Origin of the sequence: Novosphingobium sp. PhB165 (assembly GCF_004341845.1) — a bacterium.
GTDB lineage: Bacteria > Pseudomonadota > Alphaproteobacteria > Sphingomonadales > Sphingomonadaceae > Novosphingobium.
The window spans coordinates 21,102-42,541 of the sequence record NZ_SLVB01000013.1 but is presented as its reverse complement, the minus strand read 5'-3'; the positions used below and the strand labels follow the sequence as shown (position 1 = coordinate 42,541).

18 protein-coding genes are annotated in these 21,440 nt (G+C 61.6%); 8 read left to right on the top strand and 10 right to left on the bottom strand.

The window, feature by feature from the left end; translation table 11 throughout:
• Nucleotides 1–89 precede the first annotated feature (89 nt).
• The gene (locus tag EDF56_RS23715; protein ID WP_132392273.1) at nucleotides 90–269 is read left to right on the top strand and encodes a hypothetical protein; all 180 of its coding nucleotides are present in this window, start codon (nucleotides 90–92) and stop codon (nucleotides 267–269) included.
• Between the two features lie 218 nt (nucleotides 270–487).
• On the opposite strand, the gene EDF56_RS23710 is transcribed toward EDF56_RS23715, so the two are convergent.
• Nucleotides 488–2,638 (bottom strand): catalase, encoded by a 2,151-nt coding sequence (locus EDF56_RS23710; RefSeq protein ID WP_207904978.1) that lies wholly within the window; start codon nucleotides 2,636–2,638, stop codon nucleotides 488–490.
• A gap of 325 nt (nucleotides 2,639–2,963) precedes the next feature.
• Between EDF56_RS23710 and EDF56_RS23705 the strand changes: the two genes are divergently transcribed.
• Nucleotides 2,964–4,844: an ATP-binding protein gene (locus tag EDF56_RS23705; RefSeq protein WP_132392271.1), complete on the top strand. Its 1,881-nt coding sequence runs from the start codon at nucleotides 2,964–2,966 to the stop codon at nucleotides 4,842–4,844.
• Between the two features lie 176 nt (nucleotides 4,845–5,020).
• On the opposite strand, the gene EDF56_RS23700 is transcribed toward EDF56_RS23705, so the two are convergent.
• Genes EDF56_RS23700 through EDF56_RS23690 form a run of 3 tightly spaced genes read right to left on the bottom strand, consistent with a single transcriptional unit; the run spans nucleotide 5,021 to nucleotide 8,840 of the window.
• Nucleotides 5,021–7,354 (bottom strand): xanthine dehydrogenase family protein molybdopterin-binding subunit, encoded by a 2,334-nt coding sequence (locus tag EDF56_RS23700; protein WP_132392269.1) that lies wholly within the window; start codon nucleotides 7,352–7,354, stop codon nucleotides 5,021–5,023.
• Complete coding sequence (locus tag EDF56_RS23695; RefSeq protein ID WP_132392267.1) at nucleotides 7,351–8,337, bottom strand: xanthine dehydrogenase family protein subunit M; 987 nt, start codon at nucleotides 8,335–8,337, stop codon at nucleotides 7,351–7,353. The genes EDF56_RS23700 and EDF56_RS23695 overlap by 4 nt, the downstream gene beginning before the upstream one ends.
• A complete protein-coding gene (locus tag EDF56_RS23690; protein ID WP_132392265.1) occupies nucleotides 8,334–8,840 on the bottom strand; it encodes a 2Fe-2S iron-sulfur cluster-binding protein in 507 nt (168 codons plus the stop codon). The genes EDF56_RS23695 and EDF56_RS23690 overlap by 4 nt, the downstream gene beginning before the upstream one ends.
• A gap of 294 nt (nucleotides 8,841–9,134) precedes the next feature.
• Between EDF56_RS23690 and EDF56_RS23685 the strand changes: the two genes are divergently transcribed.
• Nucleotides 9,135–9,452: a low affinity iron permease family protein gene (locus tag EDF56_RS23685; protein WP_207904976.1), complete on the top strand. Its 318-nt coding sequence runs from the start codon at nucleotides 9,135–9,137 to the stop codon at nucleotides 9,450–9,452.
• A gap of 239 nt (nucleotides 9,453–9,691) precedes the next feature.
• Here EDF56_RS23685 and EDF56_RS23680 read toward each other — a convergent pair whose 3' ends face one another.
• Nucleotides 9,692–10,897 carry a patatin-like phospholipase family protein gene (locus EDF56_RS23680; RefSeq protein WP_165912356.1) on the bottom strand — a complete coding sequence of 402 codons (1,206 nt, stop codon included), beginning with the start codon at nucleotides 10,895–10,897 and terminating at the stop codon, nucleotides 9,692–9,694.
• Between the two features lie 427 nt (nucleotides 10,898–11,324).
• Here EDF56_RS23680 and EDF56_RS23675 point away from each other — a divergent pair, with 427 nt between their 5' ends.
• From EDF56_RS23675 to EDF56_RS23655, 5 genes are all read left to right on the top strand, one after another.
• Nucleotides 11,325–12,281, top strand: a complete 957-nt coding sequence (locus EDF56_RS23675) for a YihY/virulence factor BrkB family protein (RefSeq protein WP_132392261.1) — start codon at nucleotides 11,325–11,327, stop codon at nucleotides 12,279–12,281.
• A gap of 172 nt (nucleotides 12,282–12,453) precedes the next feature.
• Complete coding sequence (locus EDF56_RS23670) at nucleotides 12,454–13,713, top strand: DUF763 domain-containing protein (RefSeq protein WP_132392259.1); 1,260 nt, start codon at nucleotides 12,454–12,456, stop codon at nucleotides 13,711–13,713.
• A 198-nt stretch (nucleotides 13,714–13,911) separates the two neighbouring features.
• Nucleotides 13,912–15,075, top strand: a complete 1,164-nt coding sequence (locus EDF56_RS23665; RefSeq protein ID WP_132392257.1) for a mechanosensitive ion channel family protein — start codon at nucleotides 13,912–13,914, stop codon at nucleotides 15,073–15,075.
• A gap of 73 nt (nucleotides 15,076–15,148) precedes the next feature.
• Complete coding sequence (locus EDF56_RS26510; protein WP_243652820.1) at nucleotides 15,149–15,838, top strand: DUF2231 domain-containing protein; 690 nt, start codon at nucleotides 15,149–15,151, stop codon at nucleotides 15,836–15,838.
• Entirely contained in the window at nucleotides 15,835–17,139 is a 1,305-nt protein-coding gene (locus EDF56_RS23655) for a sorbosone dehydrogenase family protein (protein WP_132392255.1), read from the top strand. The genes EDF56_RS26510 and EDF56_RS23655 overlap by 4 nt, the downstream gene beginning before the upstream one ends.
• Before the next feature lie 34 nt (nucleotides 17,140–17,173).
• On the opposite strand, the gene EDF56_RS23650 is transcribed toward EDF56_RS23655, so the two are convergent.
• Genes EDF56_RS23650 through EDF56_RS23630 form a run of 5 tightly spaced genes read right to left on the bottom strand, consistent with a single transcriptional unit; the run spans nucleotide 17,174 to nucleotide 21,437 of the window.
• The gene (locus tag EDF56_RS23650; RefSeq protein ID WP_132392253.1) at nucleotides 17,174–17,449 is read right to left on the bottom strand and encodes a cytochrome C oxidase subunit IV family protein; all 276 of its coding nucleotides are present in this window, start codon (nucleotides 17,447–17,449) and stop codon (nucleotides 17,174–17,176) included.
• Nucleotides 17,446–18,087: a cytochrome c oxidase subunit 3 gene (locus tag EDF56_RS23645; RefSeq protein WP_132392251.1), complete on the bottom strand. Its 642-nt coding sequence runs from the start codon at nucleotides 18,085–18,087 to the stop codon at nucleotides 17,446–17,448. Before EDF56_RS23645 ends, EDF56_RS23650 begins: the two co-directional genes overlap by 4 nt.
• Complete coding sequence (locus EDF56_RS23640; RefSeq protein WP_132392249.1) at nucleotides 18,080–19,723, bottom strand: cbb3-type cytochrome c oxidase subunit I; 1,644 nt, start codon at nucleotides 19,721–19,723, stop codon at nucleotides 18,080–18,082. The genes EDF56_RS23645 and EDF56_RS23640 overlap by 8 nt, the downstream gene beginning before the upstream one ends.
• The gene (gene coxB / locus EDF56_RS23635; RefSeq protein WP_243652819.1) at nucleotides 19,720–20,673 is read right to left on the bottom strand and encodes a cytochrome c oxidase subunit II; all 954 of its coding nucleotides are present in this window, start codon (nucleotides 20,671–20,673) and stop codon (nucleotides 19,720–19,722) included. Before coxB ends, EDF56_RS23640 begins: the two co-directional genes overlap by 4 nt.
• Entirely contained in the window at nucleotides 20,670–21,437 is a 768-nt protein-coding gene (locus tag EDF56_RS23630) for an SCO family protein (protein ID WP_243652818.1), read from the bottom strand. Before EDF56_RS23630 ends, coxB begins: the two co-directional genes overlap by 4 nt.
• Nucleotides 21,438–21,440: the final 3 nt, after the last annotated feature.

Sequence of the window (21,440 nt, the reverse complement as noted above, 5' to 3'; positions counted from 1 at the left end):
TCAATCCGATACCAAGCGTGTTCTTGGGACCTTTTTCGCGTCTCGTGCACTTCAGTAGCAGGCCACATGAAGTGCCACAGGAGAGTTCGATGAGCATTAAAGGTGAAATCAAGGAAGCAGCCGGCTACGTGAAGGAAGAAGCCAACGAGCACGGCAAGTCGGCCAAGAGCCAGCAGAAGGCACAGGAAGGCCGCGATCTGCGAAATGAAGGCCGCATCGAGGACGGCAAGCCCCCCAAGACGGGCAAGCCGGGTTCTGATAAGGCCTAAGAACACATTGAGGCCGCTCTTCGTTTGGAAGAGCGGCCTTTTGCTGTGCCCGGCAGTCGCCACAACGACAAGCGATAGCCACTAGGCTGACTTGTCCAATTTCCGGGCGAACTGCGATGCATGAGCGGCATATCGGCCGCGATCGGGCGAAGCCAATACATCTGTGAACAGAGTTTTGGCGAACCTTCCAGCTCCGGCCGGCCGCCTCGCGGCCGCCTTCAGGCCAGATCGCGGACTTTGGGCTCGCGGCCCCAGTTTCTGCTCGCGCCGCGCTTCAGAAAATCGCTGACGGGAATGACGCCTTCGTCCTTTTGGACACCGGCCTTATCGAGGATCACTTGTGTCCCGGGGCAATGGGCAATCGTCTTGCAATGACCATAGGCGTCCATGAACCATTGCACGGCTGCGCCTTGCGTCGCCAATTTCTCTGCCGCCTCCGGCATCAGGATCGAGGCGACTGCGTCGAAGATGACCGAAGGAGAACCAGCGAGCTGGCCGTCGGCCTCCAGTGTTCCGCCTTTAACGGGGATGCCGCCGACTTTGGGTGCCACCAGAAAGGCGGTTCCACCTGCACTCTCGATATCTTTCTTGAGACTGTCGATCGCCGCCTTGTCTGACCCTTCAGCGAAAAGGATGCCGATCTTGCGCCCTTGCAGCGTGTCGAGCGCTTTCTTCTGAATCGAGAGCGCATCTGAGGGTTTCATCTGGATCGGCGCGCGCGCCGCTTTGGCCTTTTCAGGCACGTCGATGGCGAGCCCTTCGGCGACACGCCGGGCAAGGTCCTCATCGATGTTGCGCAAATGTGCGACGACCCGCAGCCGCACGTGCGCAAGAGCGACTTTCGATAGTTCGAAGACGATGGCCGAGGCGATGTGCGCCTGCTCATTTTCGGTCTGCGAGTGATAGAACAGCGCAGCCTGACTGTAATGATCGGCAAACAGCTCCGCGCGGATGCGCAGCTTTTCGGCCGGGTCATTACGTTCGGCATTTTCGGGGAAGCTGGCGAAACCAGTGTCCGGGCACGCGCGTGGGCCGGCATCCTCTCCCGCTTGCGCCAGACTGTTCGGCTCGTAATTGGCGCGGCCGGTGGGCACCAGGGTCTGCATCATGCCGTCGCGCTGGAAATTGTGGAACGGGCACTTGGGCGCATTGATGGGGATCTGGTGGAAGTTGGTTGTACCCAGCCGCGACTTCTGGGTGTCCAGATAAGAGAACAGGCGGCCTTGCAACAGCGGATCGTTGGTGAAATCGATGCCGGGGATCACGTTGCTGGGCAAGAAAGCCACTTGCTCGGTTTCGGCGAAGAAATTGTCGACATTGCGGTCGAGCGTGAGCCTGCCGACCACTTGCAGCGGAATCTCCTCTTCAGGGATCAGCTTCGTCGCATCGAGCACGTCGTAAGGCTGCCCGGCGGCCCATTCCTCGTCGAAGACCTGCACGCCCAGATCCCAGGCAGGGAATCCGCCACCGGCAATCGCTTCGAACAAGTCGCGCCGGTGGAAATCGGGATCGGCACCGGCGATCTTCACCGCCTCGTCCCAGACCAGCGATTCCATGCCCAGTACAGGCCGCCAATGGAACTTGACGAACTTGCCCTCTCCGCTTTCGTTGACGAAGCGGAAGGTGTGCACGCCGAAACCTTCCATCATTCGAAAGGAACGGGGAATCGCCCGGTCGGACATGGCCCACATGATCATGTGCAGCGATTCCGGCATCAGCGAGACGAAGTCCCAGAAGGTATCATGCGCCGATGCGGCTTGCGGATAGCCGCGATCCGCCTCCATCTTCACCGAATGGACCAGATCCGGGAACTTGATGGCATCCTGGATGAAGAAGACCGGGATGTTGTTGCCCACCAAGTCCCAGTTGCCCGTCTCGGTGTAGAATTTGACCGCGAAACCACGCACATCGCGAGGCGTGTCGACCGATCCCGCGCCGCCGGCGACGGTCGAGAAGCGCACGAAGACCGGGCACGTCTTGCCGGCCTCCTGAAAGATCGACGCCTTGGTCAGCTCAGGGATGGCTTGAGTGCACTCGAACACGCCATGTGCACCGCTCCCCCGGGCGTGGACGATGCGCTCGGGAATGCGTTCGTGATCGAAATGGAAGATCTTCTCCCGGAGGATAAAATCTTCCAGAAGTGCCGGTCCGCGTTCGCCGGCTTTCAGACTGTTCTGATTGTCAGAAATCCGATGCCCGAAATTGTCCGTGAGATAAGCGCTTGGAGAAGTCTGCTTTCCGGCCACATCCTGATGGAGTTCTCCTGCATTGCCGGCATGGGCTTCAACTTTGTCTTGCCCGGAGCCAGGAGGAATGCTGCCGAGCGCGTTATCCATGGCAGGGCTGCGATCATCCTTGGGGGAGGGCATGTGGACATCTCCTGAACGGTAGCCGAGGTAGCATGCGTGCGCCTGGCGAGCTCCCTTCTCAAAGTCGCGCGATGGAGCCGATGTTCCCAGGCAAACGTTCGCCTCGTCCCATAATGAGTGTATTCTGGCGCATCCCGTAAAGCCTTGTCGACTGTGCTGATGTTAACCCCGCTTTCAGCCTCGACACGCTTCTGTTCATTTAGGTTGAAATTGTTTAGAAGTTATGTGCCGGACCGCCGAAATGCGCGAAGCGGTAAACGCGTGCGTGTTCAATGGTCCCTGGTATGCTATGCGTTCGCGACTTTCGCTTTTCCCGAGTGCAATAATGACCGATGTTCTGAGTGCTAATTTCGCAGCGTCGGTTGTCGGTACGACTAATGCGTCCGGGTGCGATTTTACCGATATCGAGCTCCTTCACACCATCAGTGTCGAGCTGATCGGTGAACATGATCTTACCCGCCTTTACGGGAAGATCGTGGACGCTGCGGTATCGATTACGCGCTCGCAATTCGGGACGATGCAGTTGCTGTGTCCGCCGGATGATCCTGCTGGGAATGGCGGGAAACTTCAACTCTTGAGCCACCGCGGCCTGCCACCCGAGGCCGTCGAGTTCTGGCAGTGGGTGAGCCCCGCCGCCTACAGCAGTTGTACAATGGCCCTCAAGCTCGGCCAGCGCGCGATCATCCCTGATTTTGAGGAATGGCGGGATATTGCCGGGACGGAGGATCTGACCGCTTTCCGCCGCGCAGGAATTCGATCCGCTCAGACGACACCGCTCCTCTCGCGCAGTGGACGTCTGCTTGGGATGATCTCGACACATTGGGCCGAGCCGCATCAACCGTCAGAACGCGATATTCGCCTGCTCGACATCGTGGCGCGGCAGGCGGCGGATCTTCTCGAGCGGACGATTGCCGAAGAATCTCTGCGTGTACGGGAACAGGAACTGGAGCGCACCTGCAAAGCTTTGCGTCAAGCCGAAGAGCACCAGCGTGATGTCGAGGCGGCTTTGCGACATTTCAATGAGACTCTGGAAAAGCGCGTCGAAGAACGCTCGCTGGAGTTGATGGTTTCCGAGAACCAGATTCGTCATATGCAGAAGATGGAAGCGATCGGGCAACTGACTGGCGGAGTTGCCCATGATTTCAATAATCTTCTGACGATCATACGCTCGTCTGCGGATTTGCTGGCCCGTCCGAATATCACTCCGGAAAAACAGCAAAAATATGTCACTGCTATCGCTGAAACGGCTGACCGCGCGGCCAAACTCACCGGCCAACTCCTTGCCTTCGCACGACGACAAGCGCTGCGCCCGGAGGTCTTTGACCCTGCCGTGAGGGTGACTGCCATAGCGGATATGATCCGAACAGTCGTCGGCTCGAGGATCGACCTGCGCGTCGATGGTGATGTCGGATCCTGTTATGTCGAAGTCGATGTCAGTCAGTTCGAAACGGCAGTTGTGAACATGGCAGTGAACGCGCGCGATGCGATGAACGGAGAAGGTCGACTGGTCATCGGGATCGACGCGGTCGAGGCGATTCCGCCGCTGCGTAGCCATGCCGGTTCAGAGGGAAAATTCGTCAGAATATCCGTTGCCGATGATGGATCGGGCATACCCGCTGATCAGCTCGATCATATTTTCGAGCCCTTCTTCACCACGAAGGAAATTGGCAAGGGAACAGGTCTGGGGCTGAGTCAGGTTTACGGCTTCACGAAGCAGTCCGGCGGCGAAATCGGCATAGATAGTGAATTGGGGCAGGGCACTACAATTAGCCTCTACCTGATCCGGGTCGAGGCTTCGCAGGAACTCCAGAGGTCTTTGGTCGAAAATCCAACGTCAGCAACCGAAGCGAGTATACTGATTGTGGAGGACAATGACCAAGTGGGCGAGTTTGCTTCGCAGCTGCTCGTGGACCTTGGTTACAAGACGTTCTATGCGGCCAGCGCATCCGAGGCCCTCGCCGTGCTGGAAAGGGAGCATGAGGCGATCGACGTCGTCTTTACCGATGTCGTTATGCCGGGAATTGACGGGGTCGAACTCGGCAGAAAGGTGCGTGCCCGTTGGCCCAATGTCAAAGTGGTGCTGACTAGCGGCTACAGCCATGTTCTCGCTGAAGAACCCAGCCAAGATTTCAAGTTGCTGCACAAGCCTTATTCGATAGATGAGTTGGCGAAGTTATTGGTTGAAGTTTGCGGCTTGGCTAATTGAAATGGAAAGAAGTTTGGCTGGCACCGCCTGCTTTCGTGTACGCGCCCGCGCGCGGCGTAGTTAGGGGACCCTACGCCCGGAACGCCAGGGCATCGCGCTGCCCCTCGCACGGCGCCAGTTCGAGCCAGAGGCTTTGAGGTCGCGAATGGGTTTCCAAGATTGGCGCAGGCGAAACGTCAAAGCAATTTATCGAGCGTGATCGGCAGATCGCGCACCCGTTTGCCCGTGGCGTTGTAGACCGCATTGGCAATGGCAGCGGCGGTGCCGGTTATCCCGATCTCGCCGATGCCGCGGGCGCCCATCGGGGTGTGGGGATCGGCTATGTCATTCCAGATCACGTCGATTTCCGGAACGTCCATGTGCACGGGTACGTGATATTCCGAGAGGCTGGGGTTCATCACCCGTCCGCTGCGCTCGTCGAACTGGGTCTCCTCCATCAGCGCAAGGCCCATGCCCATGATGATGCCGCCCCGAAATTGGCTGGCGGCAGTCTTCGGATTGAGGATGCGCCCGCAGTCGAACGATCCGAGGAAGCGGCTGATGCGCGGCTCGCCTGTCACCGCATTCACGCGCACTTCGCAGAACATCGCGGCATGACTGTGCATCGACCAGTGCATGGTTTCGAGCGGATCGGGCGGCCTCGCCTCGACGGTGAGGCTTTTCTGCCCGGCGCGCCGGAGAATCGAGGCATAGCTTTCCTGGCGATCGGGCGCGTCGTGCTTGCAGAGGCCCCCGTCGCGCCCGGCCACTTCGTCCGGACCGAGCCCTGCGAGAGGGGAATCGTTCCCGGCGATCCGCAGCAGTTCTCTCACCAGCGCGCGGTGCGCTGCGATAACCGAGGCACCGATGGACGCGGTCTGCTGGGATCCTCCCGCCAGCACCACGCCGGGAAGAGTGGAATCGCCATAGTTGAACGCAACCGCATCGAGGGGGAGGCCCAGACGTTCGGCCGCGACTTGCGTTTGGGCAGTCGCAGTGCCCATGCCCATTTCGTGCGCAGCGATATCCACCGCGGCGCGGCCCTCGTCGGTCAGCGTGATCCGCGCGGCGCCGCCGGGCATGCGGTAATACGGATAAGTGCCGGTGGCGCAGCCCATGCCGACCAGCCATTCCCCGTCGCGGTGAGCTGCGGGGCGCGGACTGCGCAAGTGCCAGCCGAAGCGCTCGGCCCCGGCGCGCCAGCTCTCGGACAAGTGGCGCGAGGAGAAGGGCAGGCCGGAGAGGGGATCCTTCTCCGGCTCGTTGCGCAGGCGCAGTTCAATGGGATCCATGCCGAGCGCTTCGGCAAGTTCATCCATGGCGCTCTCCAGCGCAAAGGTGCCGACGGATTCTCCCGGCGCGCGCATGAAGGTGTTGGCCAGCATGTCCAGTTCCACGGTCTGCACATCGAGCAGCAGGTTCTCGGCGGCGTAGGCGCTTCGCGTGGGCATGATAAAGGGTTCGGGGAGGACGTTGTGCCTGGTCTTGGCGGTGGTGCCCGTATGGATCAGCGCCGCGAGTTGGCCTTCGCGGTTTGCGCCGAGAGCGACGCGCTGCTCTGTCAGCGATCGCCCGCCGACCAGCCGGTAGACACCCTCTCGCGAGAGCACGAGGCGGACCGGGCGCCCCGCCAACTTTGCCGCGGCAGCGGCGATGATCTGATGCTGCCACAGACACTTGCCCCCGAAGCCGCCGCCAACGAAGGGTGACGTGACGACGACCTGGTTCTCCTCTATCCCGAACATGCGCGCAATCGACCAGGCGGTGTGGGCGACGAGTTGGGAAGCATCGTGAATGCGCAGTGTGTCGCCGTCCCAGGCGACGGTTGCGGCGTGAAGCTCGATGGCATTGTGATTGTGGCGCGGCGTTCGATAGGTGCGATCGATCCGCACTTCTGCTGCGGCGAGGGCGGCCTCGGCATCGCCGCTGGCATTGTGGAGCGGCTGCCCCATGAACAGGCCGGGCGCAGTGCCCTGCGCCATGGCCTGCGCGAAGCTGGTGATGGGGGGCTCTTGCGCATACGTCGCGCGGACAAGCGAAGCGGCATGATCGGCCTGCTCCTGCGTCTCGGCCAGAACAACGGCGATGGGCTGGCCGTTCCAGTGTACCCGATCATCCTGCATCACCGGCAGATCGTCCCCGCCGGCCGCCTTGGCAGCCGACATGAACACCGGCGGCGGATTCAGGCGCGGGGCATTGAGATGCGTCATCACTGCGACCACGCCGGGCGCCGCTTCTGCCTCGGCAGTATCCAAAGCAGTGACGCGGCCGCGCGCGATCGTGGCGTAGGAAAGCGCGCCGTAAACCATGCCTTCGAATGAGAATTCGGCCGCGAACCGTGCATTGCCCGTTACCTTGAGCGGGCCGTCGATGCGGGAGACGGGCTGGCCGACGTGGCCATGGCGATGCTGGATCAGCGGGTCGGGCTTGCCACCGGGAACCCAGCTGTCGGGCGCCAGCGCAACGGCCTTGGCCATCATTCCCTGCATTGCGCCCTGGGCCGCCTGCTTGGCGTCTTTTGCGATGCTCATGCCTGCTCTCCTGCCAGTTCGCTCAACACGGCTGCGATCGTGCGACGCGCCAGTTCGATCTTGAAACGGTTGCCCGGCAGCGGCTGGGCTGCGGACAGTTCCGCATCTGCTGCGGCGAGAAAGACGGCCGGTTCCGGTGGTTTGCCGCGTATCAGTGCTTCAGCCTCGTGAGCGCGCCACGGTTTGTGCGCTACCCCGCCCAGTGCGAGACGGACATCGGTGATGATGCCGTCCTGCACGTCCAGCGCCGCAGCGACCGAGATCAGTGCAAAGGCATAGCTCGAGCGGTCGCGCACCTTGCGGTAAGTGGAGTGCCGGGCAATGGGGAGCGGGGGCAGGACCAGGGCGGTGATGAGTTCGCCGGGCTCCAGGCATGTGTCTATCTGCGGAAGATCGCCGGGCAGGCGGTGGAGCTCGGCGAAGGGGAGACTGCGCGCGCCGTGCACGCTTTCCACATTCACGGCCGCGTCGAGCGCCGCAAGCGCCACGCACATATCGGACGGATGGACAGCGACGCAGGAAGGGGATGCGCCGAGAATTGCGTGGTAGCGGTTGAAGCCGTCGATGGCATCGCAGCCCTCGCCGGGCTGGCGCTTGTTACAGCGGGACCCGCCGTTGTCGTAGAAATAGGCACAGCGCGTGCGCTGGAGCAGGTTGCCGCCGACCGTTGCCATATTGCGGATCTGCGCGCTGGCGCCCGCGACGATGGCGCGCGAGAGCATGGGATAGCGGGTGCGGATCAGTGGATGCTCGGCAACCGCGGTATTGCGCGCAGCGGCGCCGATTACGAGCCCGCCATCGGCGCTTTCACCGATATCGGCGGGCATGCCGGTGACGTCGACGAGAGCAGTGGGGCGCTCGACTGTCTCGCGCATGAGGTCAACCAGATTGGTCCCGCCGCCGAGGAAGCGGGACCCGGCAGCCTGCGCTTGCCGCACGGCATCGCTGACATCGGCGGCGCGGGCATAGCGAAACGGGCTCATGGCACCAGTTCCGCGAACGTCTCGGCAATGGCCTCGACGATGCCGTTGTGCGCGCCGCAGCGGCAGAGATTGCCGCTCATCCGCTCACGCAGTTCATCGTGGGTGAGCGCGATCACGGGGGCGGCAAGGTCCCGCGTGACATGGCTGGGTACGCCGCGCCGCAGTTCGTCGGCCATGCCGATGGCAGAGCAGATCTGTCCCGGTGTGCAATAGCCGCATTGGAAGCCGTCATGCTCGATGAAGGCCGCTTGCAGGGGATGGAGCCCCTCATCCGTAGCAAGGCCCTCAACCGTAGTGATCGCCCGCCCTTCGTACTGCACCGCCAGGGCGAGGCAGGACAGAATGCGTTCGCCGTCGGCGAGGACTGTGCACGCCCCGCATGCGCCCTGGTTGCAGCCCTTCTTGGTGCCCGGCAGGTGAAGATGCTCGCGCAGCAAGTCGAGCAGTGACACGCGTGGGTCGTCGGGCAGGGAAACTATCGTACCGTTGACGGCGATGGTCATCGCAGTGCCTCCGTAATATCGGCAACCGGTTATTGTCTGCGCCTGGCGCAGTGCCATCCACCCAACGTCACGGATGACGCTTGGTGCCTGAGCAGTGGACCTTCTTCGACATTGGGCTGCTCGAGGCGAGCTCCGAACGCGGCCCTCGTCGGGTGAATAATTTAATAATTCTCATCATCTGGGCACCGCAGCGTCCAAACAGGCCTCCAGGTTCGCCCATCAAAATCGCACAAGTTCGGCACTTATCGTTCAGCGGAGACGTTTTCGTTGGCATCCACAAGCTGGGAGGTCCGCGTGAATTATGTCCGATCGACGCTCACGCGCTGCGGCGTTCTCATGGCGCGCCCCGCGGCGTTTCTCATTCTAGCGGTCTACTGCGCTGCATGGGCCATTTTTGAGCCGAAGACACTGGACTGGCATGGCTATGCGACGCTGGCCACATGGCTGATGACACTGTTTATCCAACGGGCCGAGCACCGCGACACACAGGCTATCCATGCCAAACTCGATGAGTTGTTGAGGCATGATCCCAATGCTCGCACATCACTGGAACACGAGGATGAAGCTGAGCCGGAAGTCATTGAGCGCCACAGACAGGAAGATCAAACCTGATCCCTGCCCGGCAGGGCCATGCCCTTTGCTCGCCATGCCGTTTCGCAAGGAATTTCAACGAGAAACGGGCTCAAATTCATGCCGGAACAAAATACTTCGGCCTTACCCGTTTTCCCGGCTTCTCGTGCGTCGCAAACTCGCCGCAACGTTTACACAAAAGGCCCACCGGATCGCCTCGGAAAGCCCGGGCGGCGGCCGCCCCGCGCCGCCTGATAGACATGCCGCCGCTCAGTCCGATATCATGGGGCCAATCCCGCGTCCGGCTGCGCCGGCCGCTTCAGGCAACCGGTGGCCTGGCCCGCACGAGCCTCGCCGATGGCATAAAGTGTGCGCATATTGTCGCGATCGAACAGCGGGGCCTTGGTATCGATTTCGGCAGGCACCAGTGCACAGAGATGAAACGGTATGCCGCGGTCCCGTGCAAAGGCCTTTAGCTCGTCGGCATTGTTTCGATCGAGCTGGCCGAGAACCGTCCCCAGGGCATGCGACATGATGGTCAAGGTTCTGGGCTTCACCACCTCGAAATCGGGCTCGAGGACACCGTTGTATATGAGGAAGATCGCGGCATTGGATCGCGGGGCGGCCGGGTTGGCCGCGATCAAGCCTGTCGGCAGCGTGAAGAAACCGCCGATGGCGCCGCCGTCGACGTGCATCTCGCTGATCCGGCGACCGCCGATTGTCGTGTCGATCAGTACTGGCGGGAAAGCGCCGGGAATGCTCGCCGAAGCGAGCAGGACACGCCGAAACAGCGCGGCACGTTCGGGTTCATTACTCGCAGCGATAGCGCTCATGTCCCAGATCGTGCCCTGCTGAGCGTCGAGCTGCGTGGTCATGACCAGCAGACGCCGCCCCCGCCGATGCTCGGCAGCTATCCGGTCGAGCAGGGCGGGGGTGACATAGCGCGCGATCAGCGCGGCGAGCGGCCGGCTGTCGAGCAGGCTCGGACCGCCGAGAAGGCCGCCAAGCACGCGCTTGCGGTAAATGTCCTTGCTGCTGATATTGGTGTAGATCGCCGTGAGAGTCGGATCTTCCGCAGACCCCAGAAACGCAAAGGGCGCGATCAATGCCCCGGTGCTCACCCCGGTAACGATATCGAATTCGGGCCGGGTTCCCGTCCGGGACCAACCGGTCAGGAGGCCGGCACCGAACGCCCCCTTATCCGAGCCGCCCGAAAGCGCTAGCAGTGTTGCAGGCGCCGCGAGCCCGCTCTCCGCGCGATCCTGGCGCAGGATCTCGCCCCACCGGCGATAGGCGGCGTCATCGCCTTTCGCCCAAAAGCGGACAGGCTGCGCCTGCACGGCCGACGCCTGAGCCAGATCGCCCACACTGTAAGGGGATCTGGGCGGCATGGTCGCACATGCAGCCAGCATCGAACTCATCAGCATTGCCGCGAGCAGACGTGAAAAGCTCATACGTCGATTGGCCAGCGTGAGAGCGGCAGCCATGCGCTTTGGCTGAGAACCCGCACTGCAATGAGAAATTGAAGCCCGGTCAGGAGCTCGGTCAGGAGAAGCTGCCACGAAGCCAGTCTCTCCGAGCACGCGTCGAAGACAGTTTATCGTCGATAGGAATGCAACCCCACGAGAGATTTCCAGATCTGCCTCCATTCAATCAGCGCGATATTCCAGAACGTTCTCCTCGCGCATCGGTGGCGGATCGATAAGCAGGCACGTGCATTTTTGCAGCTGCGATTACTGGATCTGTGCCGGCACATCCCTCTGGAACGCGAAAACGATGGCGGCGTTAGCTTTCAAAGGAGAGTGAGGATGATGGAATGGCCGTGGAAAGAGCATCATTCCCAAAGCGCCTCGCGCGGCGTCAGGCCAAAATCCCGGCGGTGCTACCCGGCGCCTTGTCAGCAACGGCCCGCCCATGAAGCGTCTTGGCTCGGCCGGGCTCGGCGATTCTGCAGACCGGGCTGACGCGCCGCCGAAATCCTGCAGCAGCGCTTCAACGCCGTGGCGGATGTCGAGGGCCGCCTGGAGCGAAATTCTCGTCAGAACCTTCAGGGAGACGAGCGATGACAACATAAGCCTCGTGGCGGCAGGCGTGGCCTACTACGGCTTCCTGGCCCTGGTCCCGCTGCTGGGCGCTGCCATCCTCAGCTACGGCCTTGTCGCGGATCCGCAGGATATCGTGCATCATGTCACAAGCATGAGCGAGGTGCTGCCTGACCAGGCTGCCAAGCTGATCGGCGAACAGCTGCTCAATCTTGAACAGACCTCTGCGCAAAAGAAAGGTTTCGGACTGTTCCTGGCGCTGGCGCTCGCTTTATTCGGTGCCCGCAACGGCGCCGCGAGCATTATCACGGCTCTCAACATTGCATATGAAGTCGAGGAAACGCGCGGCTTTCTTTGGGTCAATGCCCTCGCTTTTCTCATCACAGCAGGCGCTGTATGCGTGGGCATCGTCGCGGTCATCGCTATTGCTAGCCTGGGACATCTCGAAGATCTGTTGCCGGGGCTCCCCCAGGCGGTTCTGGTGGCGGGAAAGGTGCTTTCCTATGTCTGCCTCGTGCTTGCCGGTGCGGCCGGCGCCGCGACGCTTTACCGGTTCGCTCCATCGCGCCACAAGGCGCGCTGGGTTTGGCTCACACCGGGCTCGGTGATGGCCGCCGTTCTCTGGCTGGCAATGACGGCGATTTTCGGGATCTACGTGGCGAATTTCACCGATTACGGCGCAACCTATGGCTCGCTCGCGGCGGTGATTGTCTTGCTGACCTGGCTATATCTGTCGTCCTACGTCCTGGTTCTTGGCGCTGAACTCAATTGCGAAGTCGAACAACAGACGACCGCTGACACCACAGAAAAAGTCGAGCAGGGTGGTTGAAAGTGACTGGCGTCCGGTCAGACCAAAACCTGGTCCACCGGAGTGGTGCATCTGTTCACATTATGTTCGCATCGTGCTAGACCGGTCCCATGGAAGCTGCTACTGATCCTCCAGCCACCGCGATGGGGAACCCGGGCCAGCGGGATAGCTCGCCGCGCGCTGGGAGCCGCCGATGAGCAGGAGAGGTGGGAGCGCAGACCTCCCCCTCCATGGCGGACGGGTGCCGGCATGGCTCAGTGAACGCATGGCCAAGCTCGGTGCCGTGATTACCGAGGCCATCGTCGTCGAATATGGCCGCGATGAGTTCCTGCGGCGGTTGTCCCATCCCTTCTGGTTTCAATCGCTGGGTGCCGTCATGGGAATGGATTGGCACTCATCGGGCATCACCACGAGTGTGCTTGGCGCGCTTAAGCGAGGATTGGCTCCTCTGTCGGGGGATCTTGGGCTGCATGTCTGCGGCGGACGGGGCAAGCACAGCCGTAAGACGCCGGCCGAGCTTCTGCTGGTGGGAGAGCGCACCGGCCTTGACGGCGCTGCCCTGTCCCGCACCAGCCGCCTTGTTGCCAAAGTCGACAGCGCGGCAGTTCAGGACGGCTTCGATCTCTATCTGCACGGCTTTATCGTTGCGAACGACGGGCGCTGGGTCGTGATCCAGCAGGGCATGAACGATAGCCGGCGGCAGGCCCGGCGCTATCACTGGCTCAGCGAGGGTATCGAGGACTTTGTCGATGCGCCGCACACCGCGATCGAAGGGCAGAGCCAGGGGGAAATCGTCAACCTGACCGACCGGCGCGCGGCAGGCTCGCGCAGCGGTCAGCTTGATTTGCTGGGAACCGCAGGCCCCGATGGTATCTTGCGGGAACTGCGCCGTATCACGCCGCAAGCCCCACCTGAGCAAGGCATGCTGCCCCATCTGGTCATGCCGGATCACCACGAGGTCCGTCCGGAAAACATCATCGAGAAGCGCCTGCACGGTGCCCTGGCCGCGGCCGCGGAAATGGGACCCAAGGATTTCTCGCAGCTCCTGCTCGTGCCGGGCGTGGGCGCGCGTACCGTTCGCTCGCTGGCCATGGTTGCAGAAGTCGTGCACGGCGCGCCGTGCCGGTTTAGCGATCCGGCTCGCTTCTCGATGGCACTCGGAGGCAAGGACCGGCATCCATTTCCCGTGCCGACCAAAGTCTACGATCATACGATCGCGGTCATGAAGTCCGCCGTGCGCAAGGCCAAACTGGGCCAGAGCGAGGAACTGGCAGCGATCAGGCGGCTCGACGCACAGGCTCGCACGCTCGAAGCGGAGGCGAGAGGCCCCTCGTTCGATAACTTCATCGCAGAGGAAAAGGCCCGTTCGCACGAATATGGCGGACGGAGCGTCTTTGGATGGGAACCGGCTTCCGGCAAAAGCACGCAGGCCCGATTACGCGCCAAGCGCTGATGCGGGCCGCGAATGCCGGTTTTTTCGATAGCCGTTTCAGGCATTCGGCACGGCGAAGAAGATACCTCCAACGCCGCCCACCCTGCCGCACAGCGGGCTGGTCATTGCACAGGCCAATGAGCGTCAACGGTCTTGTTCGGGTCTATCGCAAATCCGGGCGGCAGGGAACAATTTGGCGTGTTTGCGTTTGGTTGGAGGATGAACGAAAACTCTTCGACCGTTTCGCACGCGGCTCCCCCAGCGCCCGGTGCAATTCATCAGAGCCTCGATCAGCAAGCAAGAACCCTCTTCGCCGAGGCATCTGGGTGGGTGCAGGCGCATTCCTTCCATATTGCTCTGGCAATCGGACTTGGCGTAGCCGCCTATACGCTGCTCAATCTCGTGCGCCGATGGGGCGTAAAACTCTGCCGGCGAGAGGCGGGAAGCGCGAGTTGGTACGGAATTGTCGCCAGCGCGCTCGCCCAGACCAGTCAGGTCTTCATGATCCTTCTCTCGGCCCGGCTGGTCATGGCCTATTCCGATGCGCCGCCCCTCCTGGCCGCCACGATACGTACGCTTTTTACAATCGTCGTCGTTTTTCAAAGTGCCTTGTGGCTGCGAGAGATCGTATTTGGCGCGATCGAGCATCGCACCCGTGACCAATCCCACGGCGGCAAGGCTCTGGTCAGTGCGCTCGGCATCATCCGACTCCTTGTCACGATCGCACTTTTCGCTGTCGCGGTTGTTCTCGTGCTCGGAAATCTCGGCGTCAACGTAACCGGCTTGATAGCGGGCCTGGGCGTTGGCGGTATCGCCATCGGTCTTGCCGCGCAGGGGATTTTCGCAGACCTGTTTGCGGCGCTTGCGATTCTCTTCGATCGCCCGTTCCGAATTGGCGACAGTATCGCCTATGACGACGGCGCCGGGACTGTTGAGGAAATCGGACTCAAGTCCACCCGCGTGCGAGGAGCCGCTGGGGAAGAGCGGATTATCGCCAACAAGAAGCTGCTTGATTTTGAGATCCTCAACACGACCCGGCGTCTTCACAACCGCTTCAAGTTCGATTTCTGCCTTGGCTATGCGACTCCGCCGGAACTCATCCTGCAACTTCCGGCAATACTGAAGGAGGTCGTGGAAAGCGAAGGTCACACTCTCATCCACGGCGGTCTCAATGGATTTGCCGCCAAGGGGCTCAGCTACGATGTGGAGTTCGAATCGAAGGGAACCGACTTCGAGGCAGATGCCCGCGACCGCCTCGCGGCCGCGATCCTGGCGTGCTTTCGCCACCATGAAATCAGTTTGGCCTATCCACCCGAGGTCAATCTGCGAGCAGCGGACAAGGATGCCCCGCCTGCCAGCCTGAGGGCGCAAGCCCGCCATTAGGCTCACCTCGGGGCCGCCTTGTGGCCGCATTTGCTGGGATATTTCAAACGGGAAGACAGCGAAAGCAAATGATTTGGAGGCGCTCGAGCCCGAATTGATAGGGCTTGGTCGACCTGAAAGTTTGCCAAGGCAAAATGGAAAGTCCGACGAAAACGGACCTTCCATTAACAATCTTGCGTCATACGGTGACGTAAGACTCTGGGACATCCCATTCTTTGCTGGAATACGGCAAGACAAGAAACAAAATGCCGCGCCGGGCATTGGGAATAACAAAACTTCATCTCCGAACGGGAGAGTCAATTTGCCCAATCCCCAGTCATTTGGCCGGAACATTCGCCAGACGCGCATGGCGCTTCATCCGCTCCAGGCGGTTTTGCTGGCATTTCCGGTCGCCCTCTTTCCTACCGCGTTGCTCACCGACATTGCCTATCTCGAAACGGCAGAAATCCAGTGGAGCAACTTTTCCGCGTGGCTGATAACCGCAGCCCTGATGATCGGCGCCTTTGCATTGCTCTGGGCCCTCATTGCCGCGTTGAGGAAGGGGCCACCTCAGTCTCGAAGGCACTATCGTTTCCACGCGTTACTGCTCGCTCTCGCCTGGCTAGCGGGCCTTATCAACGCGTTCCAGCACAGCCATGACGGATGGGCGTCTGTAGGAACGCTCGGGCTCGTGCTTTCCGTGATCAGCGCAGTTCTTGCGCTGGCGGCAGGATGGCTCGCCTATTCGGGTGTTAGGATCGAGACGATGGAGACGGCTCCATGAATCTTCACGGTTTTGCCTTCTGCACGACAGCACTCTTGCTCGTTCTCACATCCTGCGGGAGGAGCGAATCCAATCTCGACCAGACAGGTTCCCAGCTCGATCTGCCGAAGCAGCACCAAACGCTCCTGCCGCCGATGAACATCGCGACACCGGCAGGGTGGGGACGTGAAGCGCCCCAGGCACCCGCCGGCTTTACGGTGACGGCCTTTGCGACGGATCTGAAGGTTCCGCGTCAGATCCTGGTGCTCCCGAATGGCGATGTTCTGGTGGCCGAGGGGATGGGAGGCGCCGATGCGCCCAAGTCGCGTCCCAAGGATTTTATCGCAGGCTATATAAAATCCCTCGGAAAGACGTCCGTGAAAGGCGGCAACCGCGTGACTCTGCTGCGCGATACAAACCACGACGGCCGGCCGGACTTGCGCACGGAGTTCGCGACGGGGCTCAATGCCCCCTATGGTCTCGCCTATGTCGACGGGAATATCTATGTCGCGAACCAGGACGCGGTAATCCGGTTTCCATATCGAGACGGCATGACCCAGGCGGCGGGACCGGGCCAGGAACTGGTGAAGTTGCCCTCCCGCATCAACCATCACTGGACGAAAGCGATGGCAGTCTCGGCCGATGGATCGAAACTGTACGTGGGAATAGGATCCAACAGCAATATCGGCGAACGCGGTCTGAACGTCGAACAGGACCGTGCGGAAATCTGGGAGATCGATCGCCAGACCGGAGCCCATCGGACATACGCGCAAGGCGTGCGCAATCCGACGGCGCTTGCAATCAACCCTGCCAGTTCGCAGCTCTGGGCCGTGGCCAACGAGCGCGATGAACTGGGGCCGCAACTCGTACCCGACTACCTCACTTCGGTGCGCGACGGGGCTTTCTATGGTTGGCCCTACAGCTATTGGGGACAGAACGTAGATCCGCGCGTTTATCCCCAACGCCCCGATCTCGTCAATAAGGCGATACGCCCCGATTATGCGCTCGGCTCGCACGTCGCGACATTGGGCCTGACATTTGTGGCGCAGGGCGGATTTGGCGGCCCATATGCAGAGGGCGCGTTCGTCGGCGAGCATGGCAGCTGGAACCGTCAAGATCTGGCCGGCTACAAGGTTGTCTGGATTCCCTTTGCGGGCGGACGGCCGTCGGGCAAACCCCAGGATTTCCTGACCGGGTTCATAAAGGACGGCCATGCCCGCGGCCGGCCTGTCGGCGTAGCCTATGATCCGGTCAGCCATGCGCTGCTGGTCGCCGATGATCTTTCCAACACCGTCTGGCGAGTGGCACCGTCGACACGATAGCAGACAATTCGAAGCGCTTCGCGCGAGGGCAAGATCACCCTGTCCAGAACCGGGTGAGGTAGTCCGCCGCCGTCAGTGTGAACAGGATCGTCAGCCAGACGAAGCCCGCGATCGCCGCCAGTCGGACCAGACCGCCCTCCCGCCGCAGCTCCATGAAGAACCACAGGATGAGCGCGGCCTTGGCCGTTGCGATTCCATAAGCGATCCAGGGCCTTGCCGCTCCAAGCGGCAGGAATGCCGCGCCCAAAGTGATCGCCAGCAGCACCATCAAGGCGGCCCAGACCAGCACCCGGCGAAGCACCGCGTTCATCGTGCACCGGCCAGATAGAGCGTGGGATAGAGGAAGACCCACACGACATCGACGAGATGCCAATAGAGCGCGACATTGCCGATGAGAACCGCATGTTGATCGTGCCGCGCCTGCCTGTTCAGTGCTGCCACTACCAGCAGACCCAGGCCGATCGTGACATGTACTGCATGAAGGCCCGTGCCGATGAAATAGAGGTTCATGAAAAGGTGCTGGGTGGTTCCTTCGAAATGCGCCTGCGCCGTGCCCGGCATAAGGCCTTCGCGAAGGTCGCCGGCATATTCGGCACCCTTGATCGCCAGGAAGACACAGCCCAGCAGTACCGCGGCCCAAAGAGCCCGCGCTGCCCATGCAGGCTTGCCATCCCGTGCCGCCTGTACTGCAATTGCAGCCATCAGGCTCGAGGTTAGCAACACTGCCGTATTGGCGGTGCCAAGCCACAAGTTGAGGTGATGTGCCGCTGCGCCATAGGCAGATTCATGTTCAAGGCGGAGCGCCAGCGCGGCGGCGAAGATTCCTCCGAAAAGCATCACCTCGCTGGCGAGGAAAACCAGCATCCCGAGCCGCTCGGCTTCGCGCTCCTGTCCGCCTTCCCGGAATGGACCTTGCCGTGAGGCGCTGTGGGTGCGGCTTTCAGCCATCGTCCCGGCTTGCCGGATGCGCGAGCGGATAGTCATAGGGCTGGCGGGCCACGACCGGTTGCTCGGTGAAATTGTCCTTGGGCGGAGGCGAACTCGTCGTCCATTCCAGACCGGTGGCGCCCCATGGATTAGCCGGCGCGCGGCGCCCGCCCGGAAGCAGGGACGCGATCAGGTAAATCGCGGGCAAGGCGTAACCGACGGCCAGGAGCGCCGCGCCCATCGAAGAGATCACGTGCAGGACCTGAAACTCCGGCGGATAGACATGGTATCGGCGCGGCATGCCCTCGTAACCTAGCAGGAACTGCGGGAAGAAGGTGACATTGAAGCCGACCAGGATCAGGACTGCCGCGATCCGTCCGAGAGTTTCGTTGTACAGGCGACCGGTGATCTTGGGCCACCAGAAATGCAGGCCGCCGAAAAAGGCAGTCACGCTGCCGCCGACCATGATGTAGTGAAAATGGGCGACGACGAAATAGGTGTCCGTCACATGGACGTCGATTGCCAGCATCGCCAGCATGAGACCGGTAAGGCCGCCCGCCACGAACAGGCCGATGAAGCTCAGCGCAAAAAGGAGCGGCGCGTCGATTGCGATATCGGCTTTGTAGAGCGTGGCGGTCCAGTTGTAGACCTTGATGGCGCTCGGCACTGCGACAGCGATCGACAGGAATGAAAAGACCGCGCTCGCATAGACCGACTGGCCCGAGACGAACATGTGGTGGCCCCATACCATGAAACCGATGACGGCTATCGCGATCGACGCGATGGCGACGAACCAGTAGCCGAAAATGCGCTTGTGTGCCGCCGCGGTGATGAGCTCGCTTATTACGCCGAGGGCCGGCAGAATCATGATGTAAACGGCGGGATGGCTGTAGAACCAGAACAGGTGCTGGAACAGCAGGGGATCACCGCCGAGCCGGGGATCGAACACGCCGATGCCGATGAGCCGCTCGGCCGCGACAAGCAGCAAAGTCACGGCCAGTACCGGCGTCGCCAGCACGAAGATGATCGAGGTTGCGTAATGAGACCAGATGAACAGCGGCAGGCGTCCCCACGTCATGCCCGGCGCGCGCAGTTTGTGGATGGTCACGATGAAGTTGATGCCGGTGAGGATCGTTGAAAAGCCGCTGATGAAAACGGCGACGATGGTCGCGACTACCGCGCCATTGGCATAGGCGGAAGAGAGCGGCGTGTAGAACGTCCAGCCGGTATCGACACCGCCGCTGACCACGACGTAAAGGGTCAGGAGGCCGGAGAAAATGTAGATATACCAGCTGAGCAGATTGAGCCGTGGGAATGCCAGGTCCCGTGCGCCGATCATGATCGGCACCAGGAAATTGCCGAGCACATTGGGAATGGCGGGAATGAGGAAGAACCAGACCATGACGATCCCGTGGATCGAAAACGCCCGGTTGTAGCCTTCGTTGGTCAGAAGATCGGCTTGCGGCGTCAGGAGATCGAGCCGGATCAGGGCCGCCGCGCTGGCACCGATCAGGAAGAAGAACGTGATCGAAACCAGATAGAGGAGAGCAATGCGCTTGTGGTCCGTGGTCAGGAACCAGGATCGCAGGCTGTGGCCGTCGGCCAGATAGCTGATGGCCGCTTCCTCCGGGGGATGTTCGAAGCGCGGTTCGGTCATTTGCTGTCCTGCGCGGCGTGGGTTGACTTGAGGTAGGCAACGAGAGCGTTCACCTGTTCGGCGGTGAGCACATTGCCATATGTCGGCATGATCGACGGGTAACCCGCTGCGATCTCCTTGTTGGGCAGCAGGATCGCGTCGCTCAGGTACTGTTCGTCGGCGATGACTGTCCTACCATCGGAAAGCGCCACCGGCCGTCCGAAAATGCCTCCCAGCGCGGGCGCCCTGACGGGGGATGCGGCTGCGTGACATCCACTGCATCCCATTTGGCGAAATAGCGTTGCCCCGGTTTCGGCGAGCGTGCCATCCAGTCCGCCATCTGCGCTTCGCGAGAGCCACGCCGCATAGTCCTGGGGCTGCAGGACGATCAGATTTCCACCCATGACGCTGTGATCGGTACCGCAGAATTCCGCGCAGCGCAGCGCGTAGCGACCGGGCCTGCTCGCGTTGAACCAGAGCGAGGTGTAGCGGCCCGGGACCAGATCCTGCTTAATGCGCAGCCCCGGCACGAAGAAACTGTGGATCACGTCTTCGGAGGTCATGACGAGTTCAACCGGCTCTCCCGCCGGCACATGCAGATCGTTGATCTCGCGTGCGCCTTCGGGATGCTGGTATTTCCACATCCATTGCTTGGCGACGACATGGATTGTCATCGCATCGGGAGGCGGGCGATGAATGTCGAAGAAAAGCATGGTTGCCCAGACGTAGAAGCCCAGCGTCAGGAGGAAGGGAATGACCGACCAGCCAAGCTCGACCCACAGGTTGTGCGTGGGCGCGTGCTGGCGGTTGACCTGATGGCTGCGCCGGTAGCGGATGGTGAACCACGTCATCAGGACGAAGACGGGCAGGGTGAGCAGCCACACCATCGCGCCGAAGCTGCCGATCAGCAGATCGACCTGCTCGGCATGGTGAGAGGCCTGCGGCGGCCAAAGTTCAATGCCCGCGCTCACGCCGAAGCTCCGCGCAGGCGCCATATCAGCGTGCCGATGGCGATCACGGTCATGGCGGCTGCAAGCCGCAGGATCTTCTCGATCGAAGCGGTGTAGCGCCCGGTTACCGGGTCGTAGTGGAAGCAAAGCAGGAGCAGCCTGTCGCCCCATCGCGCTTCCTTGTCCTGCCGTGCGTCCACGATCGCCTGGTGCAGATCGGCAGGGCGGGGCGCCAGTCCGTAGAGCCAGCCCGACAGTTGCCCCTCCGGCGTCAGCACCGCGGTAGCCGCAACGTGCGCGTATTGGCCGATGCGCTGGTCCCAGGCATAACGATACCCCAGCGCGCCTGTGACGTCATGAATGGTGCTGTTCGTTCCCGTCAAAGCGAAGACAGGACCAATTTTGCTGGCGCCTAGCCGGTCGTTTAGCCTCGAGAGGTTGGTGGCCGCATCCTTTGGGGTTTCCCTCGGATCGATGCCGAAGGCCACAAGCGCGAAGTCGCGGCCGGGGCGAAGCGGCTGTCCGGCGATCGCATCGGCCACTCCGGCGAGCGTCACGCCGCAAATATTCGGGCAATTGTGCAGAACCGGGATCAGCAGGACGGGTTTGCCGTTACCCAGTTCTCGCAGATTGGTAATCTTTCCATCGGCATTCCGGAACGGCGCGTCCATGGGGACTACCGCGCCCGGCCGCTCATCGATCCGGGCCATGCCGAACGGGTCGAAACCTGGCTCGCCAGCAGGTCCGGCTGCGGCCGGCGCCGCAAGAAGCAGGGCCAGAACCATGCA

Coding starts and splice junctions, on each gene's coding strand:
- EDF56_RS23715 (WP_132392273.1), top strand. CDS start 90: ATGAGCATTAAAGGTGAAATCAAGGAAGCAGCCGGCTACGTGAAGGAA.
- EDF56_RS23710 (WP_207904978.1), bottom strand. CDS start 2,638: ATGCCCTCCCCCAAGGATGATCGCAGCCCTGCCATGGATAACGCGCTC.
- EDF56_RS23705 (WP_132392271.1), top strand. CDS start 2,964: ATGACCGATGTTCTGAGTGCTAATTTCGCAGCGTCGGTTGTCGGTACG.
- EDF56_RS23700 (WP_132392269.1), bottom strand. CDS start 7,354: ATGAGCATCGCAAAAGACGCCAAGCAGGCGGCCCAGGGCGCAATGCAG.
- EDF56_RS23695 (WP_132392267.1), bottom strand. CDS start 8,337: ATGAGCCCGTTTCGCTATGCCCGCGCCGCCGATGTCAGCGATGCCGTG.
- EDF56_RS23690 (WP_132392265.1), bottom strand. CDS start 8,840: ATGACCATCGCCGTCAACGGTACGATAGTTTCCCTGCCCGACGACCCA.
- EDF56_RS23680 (WP_165912356.1), bottom strand. CDS start 10,897: ATGGCTGCCGCTCTCACGCTGGCCAATCGACGTATGAGCTTTTCACGT.
- EDF56_RS23675 (WP_132392261.1), top strand. CDS start 11,325: ATGAAGCGTCTTGGCTCGGCCGGGCTCGGCGATTCTGCAGACCGGGCT.
- EDF56_RS23670 (WP_132392259.1), top strand. CDS start 12,454: ATGAGCAGGAGAGGTGGGAGCGCAGACCTCCCCCTCCATGGCGGACGG.
- EDF56_RS23665 (WP_132392257.1), top strand. CDS start 13,912: ATGAACGAAAACTCTTCGACCGTTTCGCACGCGGCTCCCCCAGCGCCC.
- EDF56_RS23655 (WP_132392255.1), top strand. CDS start 15,835: ATGAATCTTCACGGTTTTGCCTTCTGCACGACAGCACTCTTGCTCGTT.
- EDF56_RS23650 (WP_132392253.1), bottom strand. CDS start 17,449: ATGAACGCGGTGCTTCGCCGGGTGCTGGTCTGGGCCGCCTTGATGGTG.
- EDF56_RS23645 (WP_132392251.1), bottom strand. CDS start 18,087: ATGGCTGAAAGCCGCACCCACAGCGCCTCACGGCAAGGTCCATTCCGG.
- EDF56_RS23640 (WP_132392249.1), bottom strand. CDS start 19,723: ATGACCGAACCGCGCTTCGAACATCCCCCGGAGGAAGCGGCCATCAGC.
- EDF56_RS23630 (WP_243652818.1), bottom strand. CDS start 21,437: ATGGTTCTGGCCCTGCTTCTTGCGGCGCCGGCCGCAGCCGGACCTGCT.